Annotated in this window: 28 protein-coding genes; all 28 read left to right on the top strand. The window is 58.7% G+C overall.

Translation table 11 applies throughout. The features are described from left to right. Positions 1 to 16 precede the first annotated feature (16 nt). The 28 genes from fusA to ACYJRZ_RS12250 all read left to right on the top strand — a co-directional run bounded on the left by fusA (position 17) and on the right by ACYJRZ_RS12250 (position 17,770). The gene (gene fusA / locus ACYJRZ_RS12385) at positions 17 to 2,116 is read left to right on the top strand and encodes an elongation factor G (protein ID WP_095434666.1); all 2,100 of its coding nucleotides are present in this window, start codon (positions 17 to 19) and stop codon (positions 2,114 to 2,116) included. Between the two features lie 66 nt (positions 2,117 to 2,182). After that, on the top strand, positions 2,183 to 3,358 hold the full coding sequence (tuf, locus tag ACYJRZ_RS12380) for an elongation factor Tu (protein WP_152094262.1): 1,176 nt from the start codon (positions 2,183 to 2,185) through the stop codon (positions 3,356 to 3,358). Positions 3,359 to 3,666: 308 nt separating this feature from the next. Beyond that, positions 3,667 to 3,975 (top strand): 30S ribosomal protein S10, encoded by a 309-nt coding sequence (rpsJ, locus tag ACYJRZ_RS12375; protein ID WP_003547547.1) that lies wholly within the window; start codon positions 3,667 to 3,669, stop codon positions 3,973 to 3,975. Positions 3,976 to 4,014: 39 nt separating this feature from the next. After that, positions 4,015 to 4,656 carry a 50S ribosomal protein L3 gene (gene rplC / locus ACYJRZ_RS12370; protein WP_069611897.1) on the top strand — a complete coding sequence of 214 codons (642 nt, stop codon included), beginning with the start codon at positions 4,015 to 4,017 and terminating at the stop codon, positions 4,654 to 4,656. 13 nt (positions 4,657 to 4,669) lie between these two features. Beyond that, on the top strand, positions 4,670 to 5,290 hold the full coding sequence (gene rplD, locus ACYJRZ_RS12365; RefSeq protein WP_015339599.1) for a 50S ribosomal protein L4: 621 nt from the start codon (positions 4,670 to 4,672) through the stop codon (positions 5,288 to 5,290). After that, positions 5,287 to 5,580, top strand: a complete 294-nt coding sequence (locus tag ACYJRZ_RS12360) for a 50S ribosomal protein L23 (RefSeq protein ID WP_015339600.1) — start codon at positions 5,287 to 5,289, stop codon at positions 5,578 to 5,580. Before rplD ends, ACYJRZ_RS12360 begins: the two co-directional genes overlap by 4 nt. A gap of 11 nt (positions 5,581 to 5,591) precedes the next feature. After that, positions 5,592 to 6,428, top strand: coding sequence for a 50S ribosomal protein L2 (rplB, locus tag ACYJRZ_RS12355; RefSeq protein WP_015339601.1), 837 nt, complete (start codon positions 5,592 to 5,594; stop codon positions 6,426 to 6,428). Positions 6,429 to 6,443: 15 nt separating this feature from the next. Beyond that, a complete protein-coding gene (gene rpsS / locus ACYJRZ_RS12350) occupies positions 6,444 to 6,722 on the top strand; it encodes a 30S ribosomal protein S19 (RefSeq protein WP_037199970.1) in 279 nt (92 codons plus the stop codon). A 2-nt stretch (positions 6,723 to 6,724) separates the two neighbouring features. Then, a complete protein-coding gene (gene rplV / locus ACYJRZ_RS12345; RefSeq protein ID WP_004118391.1) occupies positions 6,725 to 7,114 on the top strand; it encodes a 50S ribosomal protein L22 in 390 nt (129 codons plus the stop codon). Next, positions 7,114 to 7,839: a 30S ribosomal protein S3 gene (gene rpsC / locus ACYJRZ_RS12340; protein ID WP_004118393.1), complete on the top strand. Its 726-nt coding sequence runs from the start codon at positions 7,114 to 7,116 to the stop codon at positions 7,837 to 7,839. Before rplV ends, rpsC begins: the two co-directional genes overlap by 1 nt. Positions 7,840 to 7,875: 36 nt before the next feature. After that, the gene (gene rplP / locus ACYJRZ_RS12335; RefSeq protein ID WP_004118395.1) at positions 7,876 to 8,289 is read left to right on the top strand and encodes a 50S ribosomal protein L16; all 414 of its coding nucleotides are present in this window, start codon (positions 7,876 to 7,878) and stop codon (positions 8,287 to 8,289) included. Between the two features lie 11 nt (positions 8,290 to 8,300). Continuing rightward, positions 8,301 to 8,501, top strand: a complete 201-nt coding sequence (gene rpmC, locus ACYJRZ_RS12330) for a 50S ribosomal protein L29 (RefSeq protein ID WP_007690763.1) — start codon at positions 8,301 to 8,303, stop codon at positions 8,499 to 8,501. A gap of 12 nt (positions 8,502 to 8,513) precedes the next feature. Beyond that, positions 8,514 to 8,753 carry a 30S ribosomal protein S17 gene (gene rpsQ / locus ACYJRZ_RS12325; protein ID WP_069611899.1) on the top strand — a complete coding sequence of 80 codons (240 nt, stop codon included), beginning with the start codon at positions 8,514 to 8,516 and terminating at the stop codon, positions 8,751 to 8,753. Positions 8,754 to 8,980: 227 nt separating this feature from the next. Beyond that, on the top strand, positions 8,981 to 9,349 hold the full coding sequence (rplN, locus tag ACYJRZ_RS12320) for a 50S ribosomal protein L14 (RefSeq protein WP_003573790.1): 369 nt from the start codon (positions 8,981 to 8,983) through the stop codon (positions 9,347 to 9,349). 11 nt (positions 9,350 to 9,360) lie between these two features. Next, positions 9,361 to 9,669 (top strand): 50S ribosomal protein L24, encoded by a 309-nt coding sequence (rplX, locus tag ACYJRZ_RS12315; protein ID WP_069611900.1) that lies wholly within the window; start codon positions 9,361 to 9,363, stop codon positions 9,667 to 9,669. After that, positions 9,662 to 10,219 carry a 50S ribosomal protein L5 gene (gene rplE, locus ACYJRZ_RS12310; protein ID WP_069611901.1) on the top strand — a complete coding sequence of 186 codons (558 nt, stop codon included), beginning with the start codon at positions 9,662 to 9,664 and terminating at the stop codon, positions 10,217 to 10,219. The genes rplX and rplE overlap by 8 nt, the downstream gene beginning before the upstream one ends. A 33-nt stretch (positions 10,220 to 10,252) precedes the next feature. Next, the gene (rpsN, locus tag ACYJRZ_RS12305; RefSeq protein ID WP_004118406.1) at positions 10,253 to 10,558 is read left to right on the top strand and encodes a 30S ribosomal protein S14; all 306 of its coding nucleotides are present in this window, start codon (positions 10,253 to 10,255) and stop codon (positions 10,556 to 10,558) included. Between the two features lie 12 nt (positions 10,559 to 10,570). Continuing rightward, entirely contained in the window at positions 10,571 to 10,969 is a 399-nt protein-coding gene (gene rpsH, locus ACYJRZ_RS12300; protein WP_015339607.1) for a 30S ribosomal protein S8, read from the top strand. Positions 10,970 to 11,012: 43 nt separating this feature from the next. Further along, a complete protein-coding gene (gene rplF / locus ACYJRZ_RS12295) occupies positions 11,013 to 11,546 on the top strand; it encodes a 50S ribosomal protein L6 (protein WP_092715850.1) in 534 nt (177 codons plus the stop codon). A 12-nt stretch (positions 11,547 to 11,558) separates the two neighbouring features. Beyond that, a complete protein-coding gene (gene rplR, locus ACYJRZ_RS12290) occupies positions 11,559 to 11,921 on the top strand; it encodes a 50S ribosomal protein L18 (protein ID WP_004118412.1) in 363 nt (120 codons plus the stop codon). A 130-nt stretch (positions 11,922 to 12,051) separates the two neighbouring features. Beyond that, positions 12,052 to 12,621: a 30S ribosomal protein S5 gene (gene rpsE / locus ACYJRZ_RS12285; RefSeq protein WP_004118414.1), complete on the top strand. Its 570-nt coding sequence runs from the start codon at positions 12,052 to 12,054 to the stop codon at positions 12,619 to 12,621. Positions 12,622 to 12,634: 13 nt separating this feature from the next. Continuing rightward, positions 12,635 to 12,847, top strand: a complete 213-nt coding sequence (gene rpmD / locus ACYJRZ_RS12280; protein WP_007690786.1) for a 50S ribosomal protein L30 — start codon at positions 12,635 to 12,637, stop codon at positions 12,845 to 12,847. Between the two features lie 17 nt (positions 12,848 to 12,864). Further along, positions 12,865 to 13,335: a 50S ribosomal protein L15 gene (gene rplO, locus ACYJRZ_RS12275; RefSeq protein WP_459459203.1), complete on the top strand. Its 471-nt coding sequence runs from the start codon at positions 12,865 to 12,867 to the stop codon at positions 13,333 to 13,335. A 226-nt stretch (positions 13,336 to 13,561) separates the two neighbouring features. After that, a complete protein-coding gene (gene secY, locus ACYJRZ_RS12270; protein ID WP_459459202.1) occupies positions 13,562 to 14,902 on the top strand; it encodes a preprotein translocase subunit SecY in 1,341 nt (446 codons plus the stop codon). Next, positions 14,899 to 15,549, top strand: a complete 651-nt coding sequence (locus tag ACYJRZ_RS12265; protein WP_459459201.1) for an adenylate kinase — start codon at positions 14,899 to 14,901, stop codon at positions 15,547 to 15,549. Before secY ends, ACYJRZ_RS12265 begins: the two co-directional genes overlap by 4 nt. A gap of 217 nt (positions 15,550 to 15,766) precedes the next feature. Beyond that, positions 15,767 to 16,135, top strand: coding sequence for a 30S ribosomal protein S13 (gene rpsM / locus ACYJRZ_RS12260; RefSeq protein ID WP_004118424.1), 369 nt, complete (start codon positions 15,767 to 15,769; stop codon positions 16,133 to 16,135). Between the two features lie 131 nt (positions 16,136 to 16,266). Beyond that, on the top strand, positions 16,267 to 16,656 hold the full coding sequence (gene rpsK, locus ACYJRZ_RS12255; RefSeq protein WP_004118426.1) for a 30S ribosomal protein S11: 390 nt from the start codon (positions 16,267 to 16,269) through the stop codon (positions 16,654 to 16,656). A 103-nt stretch (positions 16,657 to 16,759) separates the two neighbouring features. After that, positions 16,760 to 17,770 carry a DNA-directed RNA polymerase subunit alpha gene (locus ACYJRZ_RS12250; protein WP_047634789.1) on the top strand — a complete coding sequence of 337 codons (1,011 nt, stop codon included), beginning with the start codon at positions 16,760 to 16,762 and terminating at the stop codon, positions 17,768 to 17,770. Positions 17,771 to 17,815 lie beyond the last annotated feature (45 nt).

Genomic DNA, 17,815 nt, shown 5'->3' with positions numbered 1-17,815 from the left:
GGAAAGGCAGTCCACAATGGCTCGCGCATATAAAATCGAAGACTACCGTAATTTCGGTATCATGGCGCATATCGACGCCGGCAAGACCACGACGACCGAGCGTATTCTTTACTACACCGGTAAGTCGCACAAGATCGGCGAAGTCCACGATGGCGCTGCCACGATGGACTGGATGGAGCAGGAGCAGGAGCGTGGCATCACGATCACCTCTGCTGCTACCACGACCTTCTGGAAGGGCCGTGACGGCAAGACCCGCCGCTTCAACATCATCGACACTCCCGGCCACGTTGACTTCACCATCGAAGTCGAGCGTTCGCTGCGCGTTCTCGACGGTGCCATCGCGCTGCTCGATGCTAACGCCGGCGTTGAGCCGCAGACGGAAACCGTCTGGCGCCAGGCTGAGAAGTATCATGTTCCGCGCATGATCTTCTGCAACAAGATGGACAAGACCGGCGCTGACTTCTATCGCTCGGTCGAGATGATCAAGACCCGCCTCGGCGCGACCGCAGTTGTCATGCAGCTGCCGATCGGCGCTGAAAGCGACTTCAAGGGTGTTATCGATCTCGTTGAGATGAATGCCCTCGTGTGGCGTGATGAATCGCTCGGCGCCCAGTGGGACGTCGTCGAGATCCCGGAAGACATGAAGGCCAAGGCTGAAGAATATCGCGAGAAGCTGATCGAGACCGTTGTCGAGATCGACGAAGCCGCGATGGAAGCCTACCTCGAAGGCAATCTGCCCGATAACGATCAGATCCGCGCGCTCGTCCGTCGTGGCACGATCGACGTTAAGTTCCATCCGATGTTCTGCGGCACCGCATTCAAGAACAAGGGTGTTCAGCCGCTCCTCGACGCCGTTGTCGATTACCTGCCGTCGCCGCTCGACATTCCGGCGATCAAGGGCATCGATGCCAAGACGGAAGCCGAGATCGAGCGTCACGCCGACGACAACGAGCCGCTTTCCATGCTCGCGTTCAAGATCATGAACGACCCGTTCGTTGGCTCGCTCACCTTCGCTCGTATCTACTCCGGCAAGCTGGAGAAGGGCGTTTCGGTCATGAATACGGTCAAGGATAAGCGCGAGCGCGTCGGCCGTATGCTGCAGATGCACTCCAACTCGCGTGAAGACATCGAAGAAGCCTATGCTGGCGACATCGTCGCTCTCGCCGGCCTCAAGGAAACCACGACGGGTGACACGCTCTGCGATCCGCTGAAGCCAGTTATCCTCGAGCGCATGGAGTTCCCGGAGCCGGTCATCCAGATCGCGATCGAGCCGAAGTCCAAGGGCGACCAGGAAAAGATGGGCCTCGCGCTCAACCGCCTGGCTGCAGAAGACCCGTCGTTCCGCGTCAAGACCGACCAGGAATCCGGTCAGACGATCATCGCCGGCATGGGCGAACTGCACCTCGACATCATCGTCGACCGCATGCGTCGTGAGTTCAAGGTTGAAGCAAACGTGGGCGCTCCGCAGGTTGCCTACCGCGAAACCATCACGCGCCTGACGGAAAAGGACTACACGCACAAGAAGCAGACCGGTGGTACCGGTCAGTTCGCACGCGTCAAGCTCGTATTCGAGCCGAACCCGGAAGGCGAAGACTTCAAGTTCGAATCCAAGATCGTCGGCGGTGCTGTTCCGAAGGAATACATTCCGGGCGTTCAGAAGGGTATCGAAAGTGTTCTGTCTTCGGGCCCGCTGGCAGGCTTCCCGATGCTCGGCGTCAAGGCGACGCTCATCGACGGTGCCTTCCACGACGTCGACTCGTCGGTTCTGGCCTTCGAAATTGCTGCTCGCGCTTGCTTCCGTGAAGCAGCTCGCGAAGCCGGCGCTCAGCTCCTCGAGCCGATGATGAAGGTCGAAGTCGTAACGCCGGAAGACTACGTCGGCGACGTTATCGGTGACCTGAACTCTCGCCGTGGCCAGATCCAGGGCCAGGAGAGCCGCGGTATCGCCGTCGTCATCAGCGCGAACGTCCCGCTGGCGAACATGTTCAAGTACGTCGATAACCTGCGCTCGATGTCTCAGGGCCGTGCACAGTACACGATGACCTTCGATCATTACGCGCCGGTTCCGTCGAACGTCGCACAGGAAATCCAGGCAAAGTATTCCGGTCAGAAGTGACCGGAATACCAATTGACCGATAACAAGAATTGATCCCTCAGGGGACACGAAAACGGAGAGCCGAAAATGGCAAAGAGTAAGTTTGAGCGCAATAAGCCGCACGTTAACATCGGGACGATCGGTCACGTTGACCACGGCAAGACGTCGTTGACGGCAGCGATCACGAAGTACTTCGGCGAGTTCAAGGCGTATGACCAAATCGACGCGGCTCCGGAAGAGAAGGCGCGTGGCATCACGATCTCGACGGCCCACGTTGAATACGAGACGCCGAACCGTCACTATGCGCACGTTGACTGCCCCGGCCACGCCGACTATGTGAAGAACATGATCACGGGTGCCGCCCAGATGGACGGCGCGATCCTGGTTTGCTCGGCTGCTGACGGCCCGATGCCGCAGACGCGCGAGCACATCCTGCTCGCCCGCCAGGTTGGCGTTCCGGCGATCGTGGTGTTCCTGAACAAGGTCGACCAGGTTGACGACGCTGAGCTTCTCGAGCTCGTCGAGCTTGAAGTTCGCGAACTTCTGTCGTCCTACGACTTCCCGGGCGACGACATCCCGGTTGTCAAGGGTTCGGCGCTTGCTGCTCTTGAAGATTCGGACAAGAAGATCGGCGAAGACGCGATCCGCGAGCTGATGGCTCAGGTTGACGCCTACATCCCGACGCCTGAGCGTCCGATCGACCAGCCGTTCCTGATGCCGATCGAAGACGTGTTCTCGATCTCTGGCCGTGGTACGGTTGTGACGGGCCGCGTCGAGCGCGGTATCATCAAGGTTGGTGAAGAAGTCGAAATCGTCGGCATCCGTCCGACGTCGAAGACGACGGTTACCGGCGTTGAAATGTTCCGCAAGCTGCTCGACCAGGGCCAGGCTGGCGACAACATCGGTGCGCTGATCCGCGGTGTGAACCGTGACGGTGTCGAGCGTGGTCAGATCCTGTGCAAGCCGGGTTCTGTGAAGCCGCACAAGAAGTTCAAGGCCGAAGCCTACATCCTGACGAAGGAAGAAGGCGGCCGTCATACGCCGTTCTTCACGAACTACCGTCCGCAGTTCTACTTCCGTACGACGGACGTGACGGGCATCGTGACGCTTCCGGAAGGCACGGAAATGGTTATGCCAGGCGACAACGTCACGGTTGACGTCGAGCTGATCGTTCCGATCGCGATGGAAGAAAAGCTTCGCTTCGCGATCCGCGAAGGCGGCCGTACCGTCGGCGCTGGCATCGTCGCAAGCATCGTCGAGTAATTCGAAGACGGCCACTCCATCCGAATGGCCGATTCGATGACATTATTATGATGCAAGCGGCACTAGCCGCTTGCTTATGACATAGAAATGTTGCAAATGGCGCGCGAGCGCGATTTGCGCGCTGCTTCGGATGACGAAGCGGCCAATGAAATTAACAATAAGGTGGGCTGAAAGGCCTAAAGAGTGGATAGGGATGCCGCAGTCGGCGTCCCTCTCGATCTTTGAAACCGGTGGTCCGCCTTAGGAAACAGAACAAACCGTGCCTTTTCGAAAGGCACGCGAGATAACAAACACAAGGATAACGTCGAATGAACGGCCAAAATATCCGCATTCGCCTGAAGGCGTTCGATCACCGGATTCTCGATGCTTCCACGCGCGAGATCGTGTCGACGGCGAAGCGCACCGGTGCAAGCGTCCGGGGCCCCGTTCCGCTTCCGACTCGTATCGAGAAGTTTACGGTAAACCGGTCCCCGCACATCGACAAGAAGAGCCGCGAGCAGTTCGAGATGCGCACGCATAAGCGCCTCCTCGACATCGTTGACCCGACCCCGCAGACGGTAGACGCGCTGATGAAGCTCGATCTCGCCGCCGGTGTCGATGTTGAGATCAAGCTCTAAGGCCTCCGGTCCTCGAGCTGAGTGAGAAGGATTGAACCGATGCGTTCAGGTGTGATTGCACAAAAGGTGGGAATGACCCGCGTCTACAACGACGCCGGCGAGCATGTCCCGGTTACCGTATTGCGTATGGAAGGCTGCCAGGTCGTAGCCCAGCGCACAGTTGAAAAGAATGGCTACACTGCAGTTCAGCTGGGTGCCGGCCAGGCTAAAGTTAAGAACACGACGAAGGCTCTTCGCGGCCATTTCGCCGTTGCAAGCGTGGAGCCAAAGGCCAAGCTCGCAGAATTCCGTGTCACGGAGGACAATCTGCTTGAAGTTGGCACTGAGCTCAACGCAGGTCACTTCACGGCGGGTCAGCTCGTCGACGTGACCGGCACGACGATCGGTAAGGGCTTTGCCGGCGCCATCAAGCGCCACGGCTTCGGCGGTCTGCGCGCCACGCACGGTGTGTCGGTTTCGCACCGCTCGCACGGTTCGACCGGTTCGCGCCAGGACCCGGGCAAGGTGTTCAAGAACAAGAAGATGGCTGGTCACATGGGCCAGACTCGCGTCACGACGCAGAACCTTGAAGTGGTATCGACCGACGAAGATCGCGGTCTGATCCTGGTCAAGGGTGCGGTTCCCGGCTCCAAGGGCGCCTGGATCATCGTGCGCGACGCCGTCAAGTCGGCAGCGAAGTAAGGGAGCCAAACCAATGGAATTCAACGTCAAGACCCTTGAGGGCAAAGACGCCGGGAAGGTTTCCCTTTCTGATGCGATTTTCGGCCTCGAGCCGCGTGAAGACATTCTCGCTCGCGTCGTTCGCTGGCAGCTTGCCAAGAAGCAGCAGGGCACGCATCAGGCCAAGGGCCGCGCAGACGTAGCGCGCACTGGCGCCAAGATGTACAAGCAGAAGGGTACGGGTCGCGCTCGTCACCATTCGGCTCGCGCTCCGCAGTTCCGCGGCGGTGGTAAGGCTCACGGCCCGGTCGCTCGCAGCCACGAGCATGATCTGCCGAAGAAGGTTCGCGCCCTCGGCCTGCGTCATGCTCTCTCGGCCAAGTTCAAGGCTGAAGACGTGATCGTCATCGACAATCTCGTCGCTACCGAAGCCAAGACCAAGGCACTCGCTGGCGCTTTCGAGACGCTCGGCCTGACGAACGCTCTGTTCATCGGCGGTGCTGAACTCGACAGCAACTTCAAGCTCGCAGCCCAGAACATCCCGAACATCGATGTTCTGCCGGTTCAGGGCATCAACGTTTACGACATCCTGCGCCGCGGCAAGCTCGTGCTGTCCAAGGCTGCAGTTGAAGCTCTAGAGGAGCGTTTCAAGTGACGGATCTTCGCCATTATGATGTGATCGTTTCTCCGGCGATCACCGAAAAGTCCACGCTGCTTTCGGACAATAACCAGGTTGTTTTCAACGTTGCGAAGACCGCGACGAAGCCGGAAATCAAGGCTGCCGTCGAAGCGCTCTTCGGCGTCAAGGTGACGGCCGTTAACACTCTGCTGCGCCTCGGCAAGACCAAGCGATTCAAAGGTCTCGTCGGCAAGCAGAAGGACGTGAAGAAGGCTGTTGTGACGCTCGCCGAAGGCCAGTCGATCGACGTCTCCACCGGTCTCTGAGGAATAAGAAAATGGCATTGAAAACATTCAATCCGACGACCCCGAGCCAGCGTCAGCTGGTCATTGTCGATCGCTCCTCGCTCTACAAGGGCAAGCCGGTCAAGTCGTTGACCGAAGGCCTAACCTCCAAGGGTGGTCGTAACAACACCGGCCGCATCACCGTCCGTTTCCAGGGCGGTGGTCACAAGCGCAGCTATCGTCTGGTCGACTTCAAGCGTCGCAAGTTCGACGTCGAGGCAACCGTCGAGCGTATCGAATACGATCCGAACCGTACCGCTTACATCGCTCTGGTGAAGTACACGGACGGCGAACTGGCCTACATCATTGCTCCGCAGCGCCTTGCTTCGGGCGACAAAGTCATCGCTTCGGAAAAGGCAGTGGACGTGAAGCCGGGCAATACCATGCCGCTTCAGTTCATTCCGGTCGGCTCCATCATCCACAATGTGGAAATGAAGCCGGGCAAGGGCGGTCAGATCGCTCGCTCCGCCGGTTCCTACGCTCAGCTCGTCGGCCGCGACCAGGGCATGGCGATCCTTCGCCTGAATTCGGGCGAACAGCGCCTCGTGCACGGCACCTGCCTTGCAACGATCGGTGCGGTTTCGAACCCGGATCACGGCAACATCAACGACGGTAAGGCCGGTCGTTCGCGTTGGCGTGGCAAGAAGCCGCATAACCGCGGCGTTGTCATGAACCCGGTCGACCATCCGCACGGCGGTGGTGAAGGCCGCACCTCCGGTGGTCGCCATCCGGTGACCCCATGGGGCAAGCCGACCAAGGGCAAGCGTACGCGGTCGAACAAGTCGACCGACAAGATGATTATGCGCTCGCGCCATCAGCGCAAGAAGTAAGAGAGGAAGTCTCAAGTGGCTCGTTCAGTATGGAAAGGTCCGTTTGTTGACGGCTATCTTCTCAAGAAGGCTGAGAAGGTGCGTGAAGGCGGACGTAACGAAGTAATCAAGATGTGGAGCCGTCGCTCCACCATCATGCCGCAGTTCGTTGGTCTCACCTTCGGCGTCTACAACGGCAGCAAGCACATTCCGGTCAGCGTCAATGAAGACATGGTCGGACACAAGTTCGGCGAGTTCGCCCCGACCCGTACCTATTATGGTCACGGTGCGGACAAGAAGGCGAAGAGGAAGTAACAATGGGCAAGGCAAAAACCGAACGCCGGCTGAAGGACAACGAGGCGCAGGCAGTTGCGCGCACGCTCCGCGTCAGCCCGCAGAAGCTCAACCTGGTCGCGGCTTCGATCCGCGGCAAGAAGGTTGACCGCGCGCTCGCAGAGCTGGAATTCTCGCGCAAGCGTATCGCTGGCGCTGTGAAGAAGACGCTCGAATCTGCGATCGCCAATGCAGAAAACAACCACGATCTCGACGTTGACTCGCTGGTCGTTGCGGAAGCTTACGTCGGCAAGTCGATCGTCATGAAGCGTTTCCACGCTCGTGGTCGTGGCCGCGCATCTCGCATCGAGCGTCCGTTTGCGCACCTGACGATCGTCGTTCGTGAAGTGGAAGCTCAAGGGGAGGCCGCATAATGGGTCAGAAAATTAATCCGATCGGCTTTCGTCTTGGCATCAACCGTACCTGGGATAGCCGCTGGTTCGCGGACAATGCCGAGTACGGCCAGCTCCTCCATGAAGACCTGAAGATGCGCAAGTTCGTCATGAACGAACTGAAGCAGGCTGGTATCTCCAAGGTGGTCATCGAGCGTCCGCACAAGAAGTGCCGCGTCACGATCCACTCGGCTCGTCCGGGCCTGATCATCGGCAAGAAGGGCGCTGACATCGACAAGCTCCGCAAGAAGCTGTCGGACATGACGAATTCCGAAACGCACCTCAACATCGTTGAAGTTCGCAAGCCGGAAATCGACGCGACGCTGGTTGCCCAGTCGATCGCGCAGCAGCTGGAACGCCGTGTTGCTTTCCGTCGCGCCATGAAGCGCGCCGTTCAGTCCGCGATGCGTCTTGGCGCCGAAGGCATCAAGATCACCTGCGCCGGCCGTCTCGGCGGTGCAGAAATCGCTCGTACGGAATGGTACCGTGAAGGTCGCGTGCCGCTGCACACGCTGCGAGCCGACATCGACTACGGTACGGCTGAAGCAGAAACCGCTTTCGGTATCTGCGGCATCAAGGTCTGGATCTTCAAGGGCGAAATCCTTGAGCACGATCCGATGGCCTCCGAACGCCGCGCGCTCGAAGGCGACGCCCAGGGTCCGGCTAGCCGCGATCGCGATAGAGACCGTCGCCGCGACAACGCTTGATAGCGTACGTGGCAGATAAGTTCGGAGAATAAGAAAATGTTGCAGCCAAAGCGTACGAAGTACCGCAAGCAATTCAAGGGCCGCATCAAGGGCGTTGCCAAGGGTGGTTCTGATCTGGCGTTCGGCGAATTCGGCCTGAAGTCGCAAGAGCCTAACCGCGTCAACGCTCGCGAGATCGAAGCGGCTCGCCGCGCGATCACGCGCTATATGAAGCGCGCCGGCCGTGTATGGATCCGCGTGTTCCCGGATGTTCCGGTAACCGCGAAGCCGACCGAAGTCCGTATGGGTAAAGGTAAGGGCTCTGTCGAATACTGGGCATGCAAGGTCAAGCCCGGCCGTATGATGTTCGAGATCGACGGTGTGAGCGAAGAAATCGCTCGTGAGGCTCTGCGCCTCGGCGCTGCCAAGCTCTCGGTCAAGACGCGCTTCGTTCAGCGCATTGCAGAGTAAGGAAGAAGCTCATGAAAGCCGCAGATGTTCGCGCCCTGAGCGCCGACCAACTCAAGGACGAGCTTGCCAAGCTGAAGAAGGAGCAGTTCAACCTGCGCTTTCAGAAGGCGACCGGCCAGCTCGAGAAGTCCTCGCGCATCAACGAAGTCCGCAAGGACATCGCTCGCGTAAAAACCATTGCCCGCCAGAAGGCGGCAGAAGCAAAGGCCTAAAGGAAAAATAACATGCCGAAGCGCATTCTGCAGGGCGTCGTGGTCAGCGACAAGAACGAGAAGACGGTAGTTGTCCGCGTTGAGCGTCGTTTCGCTCACCCGCTGCTCCAGAAGACCGTTCGTCGTTCCAAGAAGTATAAGGCTCACGACGAAAACAATCAGTACAAGACCGGCGACGTCGTTTCCATCGAGGAATGCGCGCCGATCTCCAAAGACAAGACCTGGACGGTCGTTTCCGCCCAGTCCAAGTAACAGAATTTCGCTCAGGCCCTTGCGCTTGGGCGAAATATCTGTATGAAGCACGAGCTTGGAAGCAGGACGCTCGCGAACGGGCGTTCTTTTGCTTTATTGATGGCCGGTAGAGGCGACCCGTTGTGGTTCCGAAGCCTAGGCATAATCAGACAAGACACTAGTCCATAAGCCGGGGTAGGGGGTCGACTGACCCAACCATTCCGGTAACAACAAGAAGGCGACCTGACATGATTCAGATGCAAACAAACCTCGACGTGGCGGATAATTCCGGCGCACGTCGTGTCATGTGCATCAAGGTGCTGGGCGGCTCGAAGCGCAAGTATGCCTCGATCGGCGACGTTATCGTCGTTTCGATCAAGGAAGCTATCCCGCGCGGCCGTGTGAAGAAGGGTGACGTGATGAAGGCGGTTGTTGTTCGTACCGCCAAGGACATCCGTCGTCCGGATGGCAGCGTCATCCGCTTCGATACCAACGCAGCAGTCCTCATCGACAACAAGAAAGAGCCGATCGGCACCCGTATCTTCGGACCGGTTCCGCGCGAACTTCGCGCCAAGAACCACATGAAGATCATCTCGCTGGCTCCAGAAGTACTGTAAGGAGCGGAGCGATGCAGAAGATCCGTAAAGGCGACAAGGTTGTCGTATTGACCGGTAAGGACAAGGGCCGTACCGGCGAAGTCATTCAAGTGCTGCCGAAGGAAGACCGTGCGGTCGTTCGTGGCGTCAACGTCATCAAGCGCCATCAGCGCCAGACGCAGAACCAGGAAGCCGGCATCATCAGCAAGGAAGCCCCGCTTCACCTGTCCAACATTGCGATCGTCGACAAGGACGGCAAGCCGACCCGCGTCGGTTTCAAGGTTGTGGATGGCAAGAAGGTCCGTGTGGCCAAGACCTCGGGAGAAGTGATCGATGGCTGAGGCAAAGTACGAGCCGCGGCTCAAGAAGGAATATGTTGCTCGCATCCGTGCAGCCATGCAGGAGCAGTTCTCCTACGCTAACGAGATGCAGATCCCGAAGCTGGACAAGATCGTGATCAACATGGGCGTTGGTGAAGCGACGGCTGATTCGAAGAAGCCGACCGTTGCTGCTGCCGACCTGGCGGCCATCGCTGGTCAGAAGCCGGTCATCACCCGCGCACGCAACTCCATCGCTGGCTTCAAGGTCCGCGAAAATATGCCGATCGGCGCGAAGGTTACCCTGCGCGGCGCCCGCATGTATGAGTTCCTGGATCGTCTGGTCAACATCGCGCTTCCGCGCGTTCGCGACTTCCGCGGCCTGAACCCGAAGAGCTTTGACGGTCGTGGCAATTTTGCCATGGGCATCAAGGAGCACATTGTGTTCCCTGAGATCAACTACGACAAGGTTGATCAGATGTGGGGCATGGACATCATCGTTTGCACGACGGCGACGACCGACGACGAAGCACGGGCTCTTCTGAAAGAGTTCAACTTCCCGTTCCGTCAATAACCGTAACGACGAGCGTAGAAAAGGAACCCTGATATGGCGAAGACAAGCGCAGTTGAAAAGAACAAGCGCCGCCGCAATACGGTTGCCAACCAGGCCGCGAAGCGGGCTGCTCTCAAGGCAATCATCATGAACCAGTCTCTCTCGATCGAAGACCGGTTCAAGGCCACCCTGAAGCTGGCATCGCTGCCGCGCGATGGATCGAAGACCCGTATTCGCAACCGTTGCGAAGTGTCTGGCCGTCCGCGCGCCTACTACCGCAAACTGCGCATGTCGCGTATCGCGCTGCGTGAACTCGGCAATCTCGGCAAGGTGCCGGGCATCGTCAAGTCCAGCTGGTAAGGAGCAGATTAGATGTCTATGACTGATCCTTTGGGCGATATGCTCACCCGCATCCGCAATGGCGCTTCGCGCCGCAAGTCGTCGGTTTCGACGCCTGCGTCCAAGCTCCGTGCACGCGTTCTCGATGTACTCCAGGCAGAAGGCTACATCCGTGGCTATTCCGTCGTCGATTTCGGCAACGGCAAGTCTGAGCTCAACATCGAACTCAAGTACTACGAAGGCGCATCGGTGATCCGCGAGATCGGCCGTGTGTCCAAGCCGGGCCGCCGGGTTTATGTCTCGGTCAAGTCCATTCCGCAGGTCGCGAACGGTCTCGGCATCACCATCCTTTCGACTCCGAAGGGTGTGATGGCCGATCACCAGGCTCGCGAACAGAATGTTGGTGGCGAGGTTCTCTGCTCGGTCTTCTAAGATCGAACAGAGATATCTCCTTCGAAACAGACAGGTTTGAAAAATGTCTCGTATCGGTAAGAAGCCCGTTCAGGTACCTGCAGGGATCACGGCCACGGTTGATGGCCAAAAAGTGACTGCCAAGGGCCCCAAGGGCGAGCTGTTTTTCGTCGCTAACGACGAAATCGGTCTCAAGCTGGAAAACAATGCAATCGTCGTGACGCCGCTCAACGACTCCAAGGATGCTCGCGCAAAGTGGGGCATGTCCCGCACGATGATCGAGAACATCTTCAAGGGTGTTAAGGACGGCTACGAGCGCAAGCTCGAAATCAACGGCGTCGGCTACCGTGCCTCCATGCAGGGCAAGAACCTGCAGCTGGCTCTCGGCTTTAGCCACGACGTGGTTTATGAGCCGCCGCAGGGCATCTCGATCGCTGTGCCGAAGCCGACGGAAATCGTCGTCACCGGCATCAACAAGCAGCAGGTCGGTCAGGTTGCGGCTGAAATCCGCGAATATCGCGGCCCCGAGCCTTACAAGGGCAAGGGTGTGAAGTATGCCGAAGAGCGGATTGTCCGCAAAGAAGGCAAGAAGAAGTAAGGAACACGCGAAATGGCTAGCAGGAAAGAAGCACTTGCGCGTCGCGCCAACCGCGTGCGCCGCCAAATCAAGTCGGTGGCCAATGGCCGTCCGCGCCTGTCGGTTCATCGCTCGTCGAAGAACATCTACGCCCAGGTCATTGATGACGTGGCTGGCAAGACCCTCGCGGCTGCCTCCACCCTCGACAAGGATCTGCGCGGTTCTCTGAAGACCGGTGCCGATACCGCAGCCGCAGCCCTCGTTGGCAAGCTCGTTGCTGAGCGCGCCTCCAAGGCCGGCGTGAAGGAAGTCGTGTTCGATCGCGGCGCTTTCATCTACCACGGCCGTATTAAGGCCCTGGCTGAAGCAGCCCGCGAAGGCGGCCTGACCTTCTAATCAGATTTCCGGCCGAAGATCCCAGGATCTCGGCCGGATATTCACCGGACCGCAGGTTTCCCGAGAGGGAAGACATGCGGTCTTCGTTTTGTTTGCCCGTTGCACCCGGAAAAGAAAAAGGAAGAGGACAATGGCACAGGAAAAGAGGGCTCCGCGGGAAGACCGTCAGAGCCGTGAAGAGCGCGATAGCGAATTCGTCGACAAGCTGGTCGCGATCAACCGCGTCGCCAAGGTTGTTAAGGGTGGCCGTCGCTTCGGCTTCGCCGCTCTCGTCGTCGTCGGCGACCAGAAGGGCCGCGTAGGCTTCGGTCATGGCAAGGCACGCGAAGTGCCGGAAGCCATCCGCAAGGCAACCGAAAGCGCCAAGCGCGACATGATCTTCGTACCGCTGCGCGACGGCCGTACGCTGCATCACGACGTTCATGGCCGTCATGGCGCCGGCAAGGTTCTGCTGCGCTCGGCCAAGGTCGGTACCGGTATCATCGCCGGCGGCCCGATGCGCGCCGTTTTCGAAACGCTCGGCGTTCATGACGTCGTTGCAAAGTCGACCGGTTCGTCGAACCCGTACAACATGGTTCGCGCCACGTTCGACGCCCTGAAGCACCAGGTTCACCCGAAGGACATCGCAGCTCAGCGCGGCATCAAGTATGCCACCCTGCAGGCTCGCCGCGCCGCTTCGGGCAACGCCTCCGAAGAATAAGGGAGTTTGACCTATGGCCAAGACGACCAAGAAGGCTGAAGCTAAGGCGACCGTTACGGTCGAGCAGATTGGCAGCCCGATCCGCCGTCCGGATGTTCAGCAGAAGACGCTGATCGGTCTCGGACTGAACAAGATGCACCGTCGCCGCACGCTGGAAGATACTCCGGCTGTTCGTGGCATGATCCGTGCTGTCCAGCATCTCGTTCGCGTTGTCGACGAGAAGTGAGCCGGAGGTAATTCGCTATGAAACTGAATGAAATCAAGGATAACGAAGGCTCGACCCACAGCCGCAAGCGCCTCGGCCGCGGCATCGGCTCCGGCTCCGGCAAGACCGGTGGCCGTGGTGTGAAGGGTCAGAAGTCCCGTTCGGGTGTTGCGATCAACGGCTTCGAAGGCGGTCAGATGCCCATCTACCGTCGTCTGCCGAAGCGCGGCTTCAACAACATCTTCGCATCCGACTACGTTGTCGTATCGCTGGCCCGCATCCAGGCGGCTGTCGATGCTGGCAAGCTCGATGCCAAGAGCACTGTTGATGCAGCAGCTCTCAAGGCTGCCGGCGTTATTCGCCGCGTCAAGGACGGCGTTCGGGTTCTCTCGGACGGCGAACTGAAGGCGAAGCTTACCCTCGAAGTTGCAGGCGCTTCCAAGTCTGCAGTCGAGAAGATCGAAAAGGCTGGCGGTTCCGTCAAGCTGCTCGCTGCTGCCGCAGAATAATATTATCAACAATCGCCCGAAGTGACTTCACTTCGGGCGATTTTGCTCCCATATGTGAGCCTCACGAATCTGATCGATGCGGCAAGTGTCTTTCCGATCGATAACGGGAACCAAGGGTGAGGCGCCCGATTGCAGCGCAATCCGTCCGAAGCCCGGCTTTTGAACAATTTACAGACCGATTCCGGACTCGGCCGACTATGCCGGAATTGGTGATGCGGAGATTTGCATGGCTTCTGCAGCGGAACAATTGGCGTCCAACCTCAATTTTTCGACCTTTGCCAAAGCCGAGGATCTCAAGAAGCGCCTGTGGTTTACGCTCGGCGCTCTCCTCGTCTACCGGCTCGGCACCCACATTCCGCTTCCTGGCCTCAATCCTGCCGCTTATGCCCAGGCTTTCCAGAATCAGTCGGGCGGCATTCTCGGTCTCTTCAACATGTTCTCGGGCGGCGCCGTGCAGCGCATGGCGATCTTCGCGCTCGGCATTATGCCGTATATCTCGGCCTCGATCATCGTTCAGCTGATGACTTCGGTCGTCCCGTCGCTCGAAAACCTTAAGAAGGAAGGCGAGCAGGGCCGTAAGATCATCAACCAGTACACCCGCTACGGCACGGTGCTGCTCGGCGCATTGCAGGCCTATGGCATTGCGATTGGCCTGGAGCATGGCAACGGCGTCGTCGTCGATCCCGGCTGGTTCTTCCGAATTTCCACCGTCATCACGCTGCTCGGCGGCACGATGTTCCTGATGTGGCTTGGCGAGCAGGTGACGTCGCGCGGTATCGGCAACGGCATTTCGCTGATCATCTTCGCGGGTATCGCCGCCGGTCTTCCGACCGCGCTTGCCGGTACCCTTGAGCTTGGCCGCACGGGCGCGCTTTCCACGCCTCTTATTCTTGCCGTGCTGGTCGTCGCCATTCTGGTCATCGCGCTCATCGTGTTCGTCGAGCGTGCGCAGCGTCGCCTGCTGATCCAGTATCCGAAGCGCCAGGTCGGCACGCGAATGTTCCAGGGCGATACGTCGCACCTGCCGCTGAAGCTCAACACCTCGGGCGTCATTCCAGCGATCTTCGCGTCGTCCCTGCTGCTGCTGCCGGCAACCATTGCAGGCCTCGGCAACAACACCGCGCTTCCGACTTGGGTCACCTCGATCGTTGCAGCGCTTGGTCACGGCCAGCCGGTCTACATGGTGCTTTACGGTGCTCTGATTGCCTTCTTCGCCTTCTTCTACACGGCTCTTGTCTTCAATCCGAAGGACACGGCCGATAATCTGAAGAAGCACGGCGGCTTTATTCCGGGTATCCGTCCGGGTGAGCGCACTGCCGAATATATCGATTACGTGCTGACCCGCATTACGGTCATCGGCGCGATCTATCTTGTCTTCGTCTGCATCCTGCCCGAAATTCTCGTATCCCAGACAGGTATTCCCTTGTCTCTGGGTGGCACTTCGCTTCTGATCGTGGTTAGCGTAACGCTGGATACGGTGGCGCAGATTCAGGGTCACCTGATCGCACAGCAATATGAAGGCCTGATCAAGAAATCGAAGTTGCGTGGAGGAAAGAGGGGGCGATGAGACTCATACTTTTAGGGCCGCCGGGAGCAGGTAAGGGGACCCAGGCCCAGCGCATCGTGGAAAAGCATGGCATTCCGCAGCTTTCCACAGGTGATATGTTGCGCGCGGCCGTTCAGGCCGGCACGGAAGTCGGCAAGCGCGCCAAGGCCGTCATGGACGCCGGCAAGCTTGTTTCGGATGAGATCGTCAACGCGATCGTTTCCGAACGCATCGATCAGCCGGATTGTGCCAAGGGTTTCATTCTCGATGGTTTCCCGCGCACTCTCGTACAGGCCGATGCCACGGAGAAGATGCTTAGCGCGAAGGGCCTCGAGCTCTCCGTCGTGATTGAGCTCAAAGTGGACGACGCCGAACTGATTCGCCGCGTCTCCGGCCGCTATTCCTGCTCGAACTGCGGAAGTGTCTATCACGACACTGACAAGGTTCCTACAAATGCGGGCGTCTGCGACAAATGCGGCTCGACGCATTTCAAGCGCCGCCCGGACGACAATGCCGAGACCATGGCGACCCGTCTTCAGGTCTACTACAAGGAGACCTCGCCGCTGATCGGTTACTACTATGCCAAGGGCAAGTTGCAGAGCATCGACGGCATGGCCGATATCGAGCATGTGACCGAAAGCATAGAGGCTATCCTGGCTAAGCTTTAGATAGCCTAAAATAAACTTGCCGGAGCGGTTGCTTTTTTGCGCTGATTCCGCTAAACACCGCGCCAACTCGCGACATGCTAAGCGATCGGCGCGGATTTCCAACGGGAAGTCCGGGTACGGTCGTTTTGACATGTGGCGGACACACATTGAACAAGCAGCTCCCGGGCTGCATAACAAGACCCTTTGCCAAGGCAAAAGGAATGCAAGGAGAACAGGCGTGGCTCGTATCGCTGGCGTCAACATCCCGACTGCAAAGCGCGTAGTTATTGCGCTTCGTTACATTCACGGGATCGGACCGAAGTTTGCACAGGAAATCTGCGAGAAGGTTGGTATTCCGGCCGAGCGTCGCGTCAACCAGTTGACGGATGCTGAAGTTTTGCAGATCCGCGAAACCATCGACCGTGACTATCAGGTCGAAGGTGATCTGCGTCGCGAAACCGCGATGAACATCAAGCGTCTTATGGACCTGGGTTCCTACCGTGGTCTGCGTCATCGCCGCGGCCTGCCGGTTCGTGGTCAGCGCACGCACACCAATGCCCGCACCCGCAAGGGTCCGGCAAAGGCGATCGCCGGTAAGAAGAAGTAATTTCCGGGCAACCGGATTTGGGAGGCTGGCGGTCCGCCGGCCTCTTTTGAGTTTGAAGCGATGCTCCATGGGTGGCGCTTCGGTGTAGCCGCTGGCATTACGGCGGTGCAGAGATCCAAGAAAGGACTAACATGGCCAAGGAAGCCGTACGCGTTCGTCGTCGCGAGCGTAAAAATATCACGTCGGGCGTCGCACACGTCAACTCGACCTTCAACAACACGATGATCACCATCACCGATGCACAGGGCAACGCAATTGCCTGGTCGTCCGCTGGTGCCAAGGGCTTCAAGGGCTCGCGCAAGTCGACGCCGTTCGCCGCTCAGATTGCTGCCGAAGACTGCGCCAAGAAGGCTCAGGAACACGGCATGAAGTCGCTCGAAGTTGAAGTTTGCGGTCCGGGCTCCGGTCGTGAATCCGCTCTGCGCGCGCTCCAGGCTGCTGGTTTCATGATCACGTCCATCCGTGACGTGACCCCGATCCCGCACAATGGTTGCCGCCCGCGCAAGAAGCGTCGCGTCTGATCATCGCCACTCACGACACCGGCCGGGGTAGATGCGCCCGGCTTGGTGTTACTCAAGCTCGGTTGCCACGATTGGATGGTGGCAACGAACGGAAGGCAAAAACATGATTCAGAAAAACTGGCAGGAACTGATCAAGCCCAACAAGGTCGAGTTCACCTCGAGCGGCCGCACCAAGGCAACGCTCGTGGCCGAACCGCTGGAGCGTGGCTTTGGTCTCACCCTCGGCAACGCGCTGCGTCGCGTTCTGCTGTCCTCTCTGCGTGGCGCCGCTGTAACGGCCGTGCAGATCGACGGCGTATTGCATGAGTTCTCCTCTATCCCGGGCGTCCGGGAAGACGTGACGGACATCGTGCTGAACATCAAGGAAATCGCCATCAAGATGGACGGCGATGACAGCAAGCGCATGGTCGTCCGCAAGCAGGGCCCAGGCGTTGTAACGGCTGGCGACATCCAGACGGTCGGCGATATCGAGATCCTCAACCCCGAGCATGTCATCTGCACGCTCGACGAGGGTGCCGAAATCCGCATGGAATTCACCGTCAACAACGGCAAGGGCTATGTGCCCGCCGAGCGCAATCGTGCGGAAGATGCTCCGATCGGCCTTATCCCGGTCGACAGCCTCTATTCGCCGGTCAAGAAGGTGTCCTACAAGGTTGAAAATACCCGTGAAGGACAGGTTCTCGACTACGACAAGCTGAGCATGTCGATCGAAACCGACGGTTCGATCAGCGGTGAAGATGCCGTCGCTTTTGCGGCTCGCATCCTTCAGGATCAGCTTGGCGTGTTCGTCAACTTCGACGAGCCGCAGAAGGAAGCCGAAGAAGAAGCAGTCACCGAACTCGCTTTCAACCCGGCGCTCCTCAAGAAGGTGGACGAGCTGGAACTGTCCGTTCGCTCGGCAAATTGCCTGAAGAACGACAACATCGTCTACATCGGCGACCTCATTCAGAAGACCGAAGCAGAAATGCTCCGCACGCCGAATTTTGGTCGCAAGTCGCTGAACGAAATCAAGGAAGTTCTCGCTTCCATGGGCCTGCACCTCGGCATGGAAGTGCCGGCATGGCCGCCCGAGAACATCGAAGATCTCGCCAAGCGTTACGAAGACCAATACTAACCAACAAACTGCAGGCGAACGATGCCTGCAAGTGAAGGAGAATAG

It is taken from the genome of Rhizobium sp. No.120, from assembly GCF_054558365.1.
Note: the sequence above shows the minus strand (reverse complement) of the source record. Positions and strands in the feature narration are given on the sequence as shown.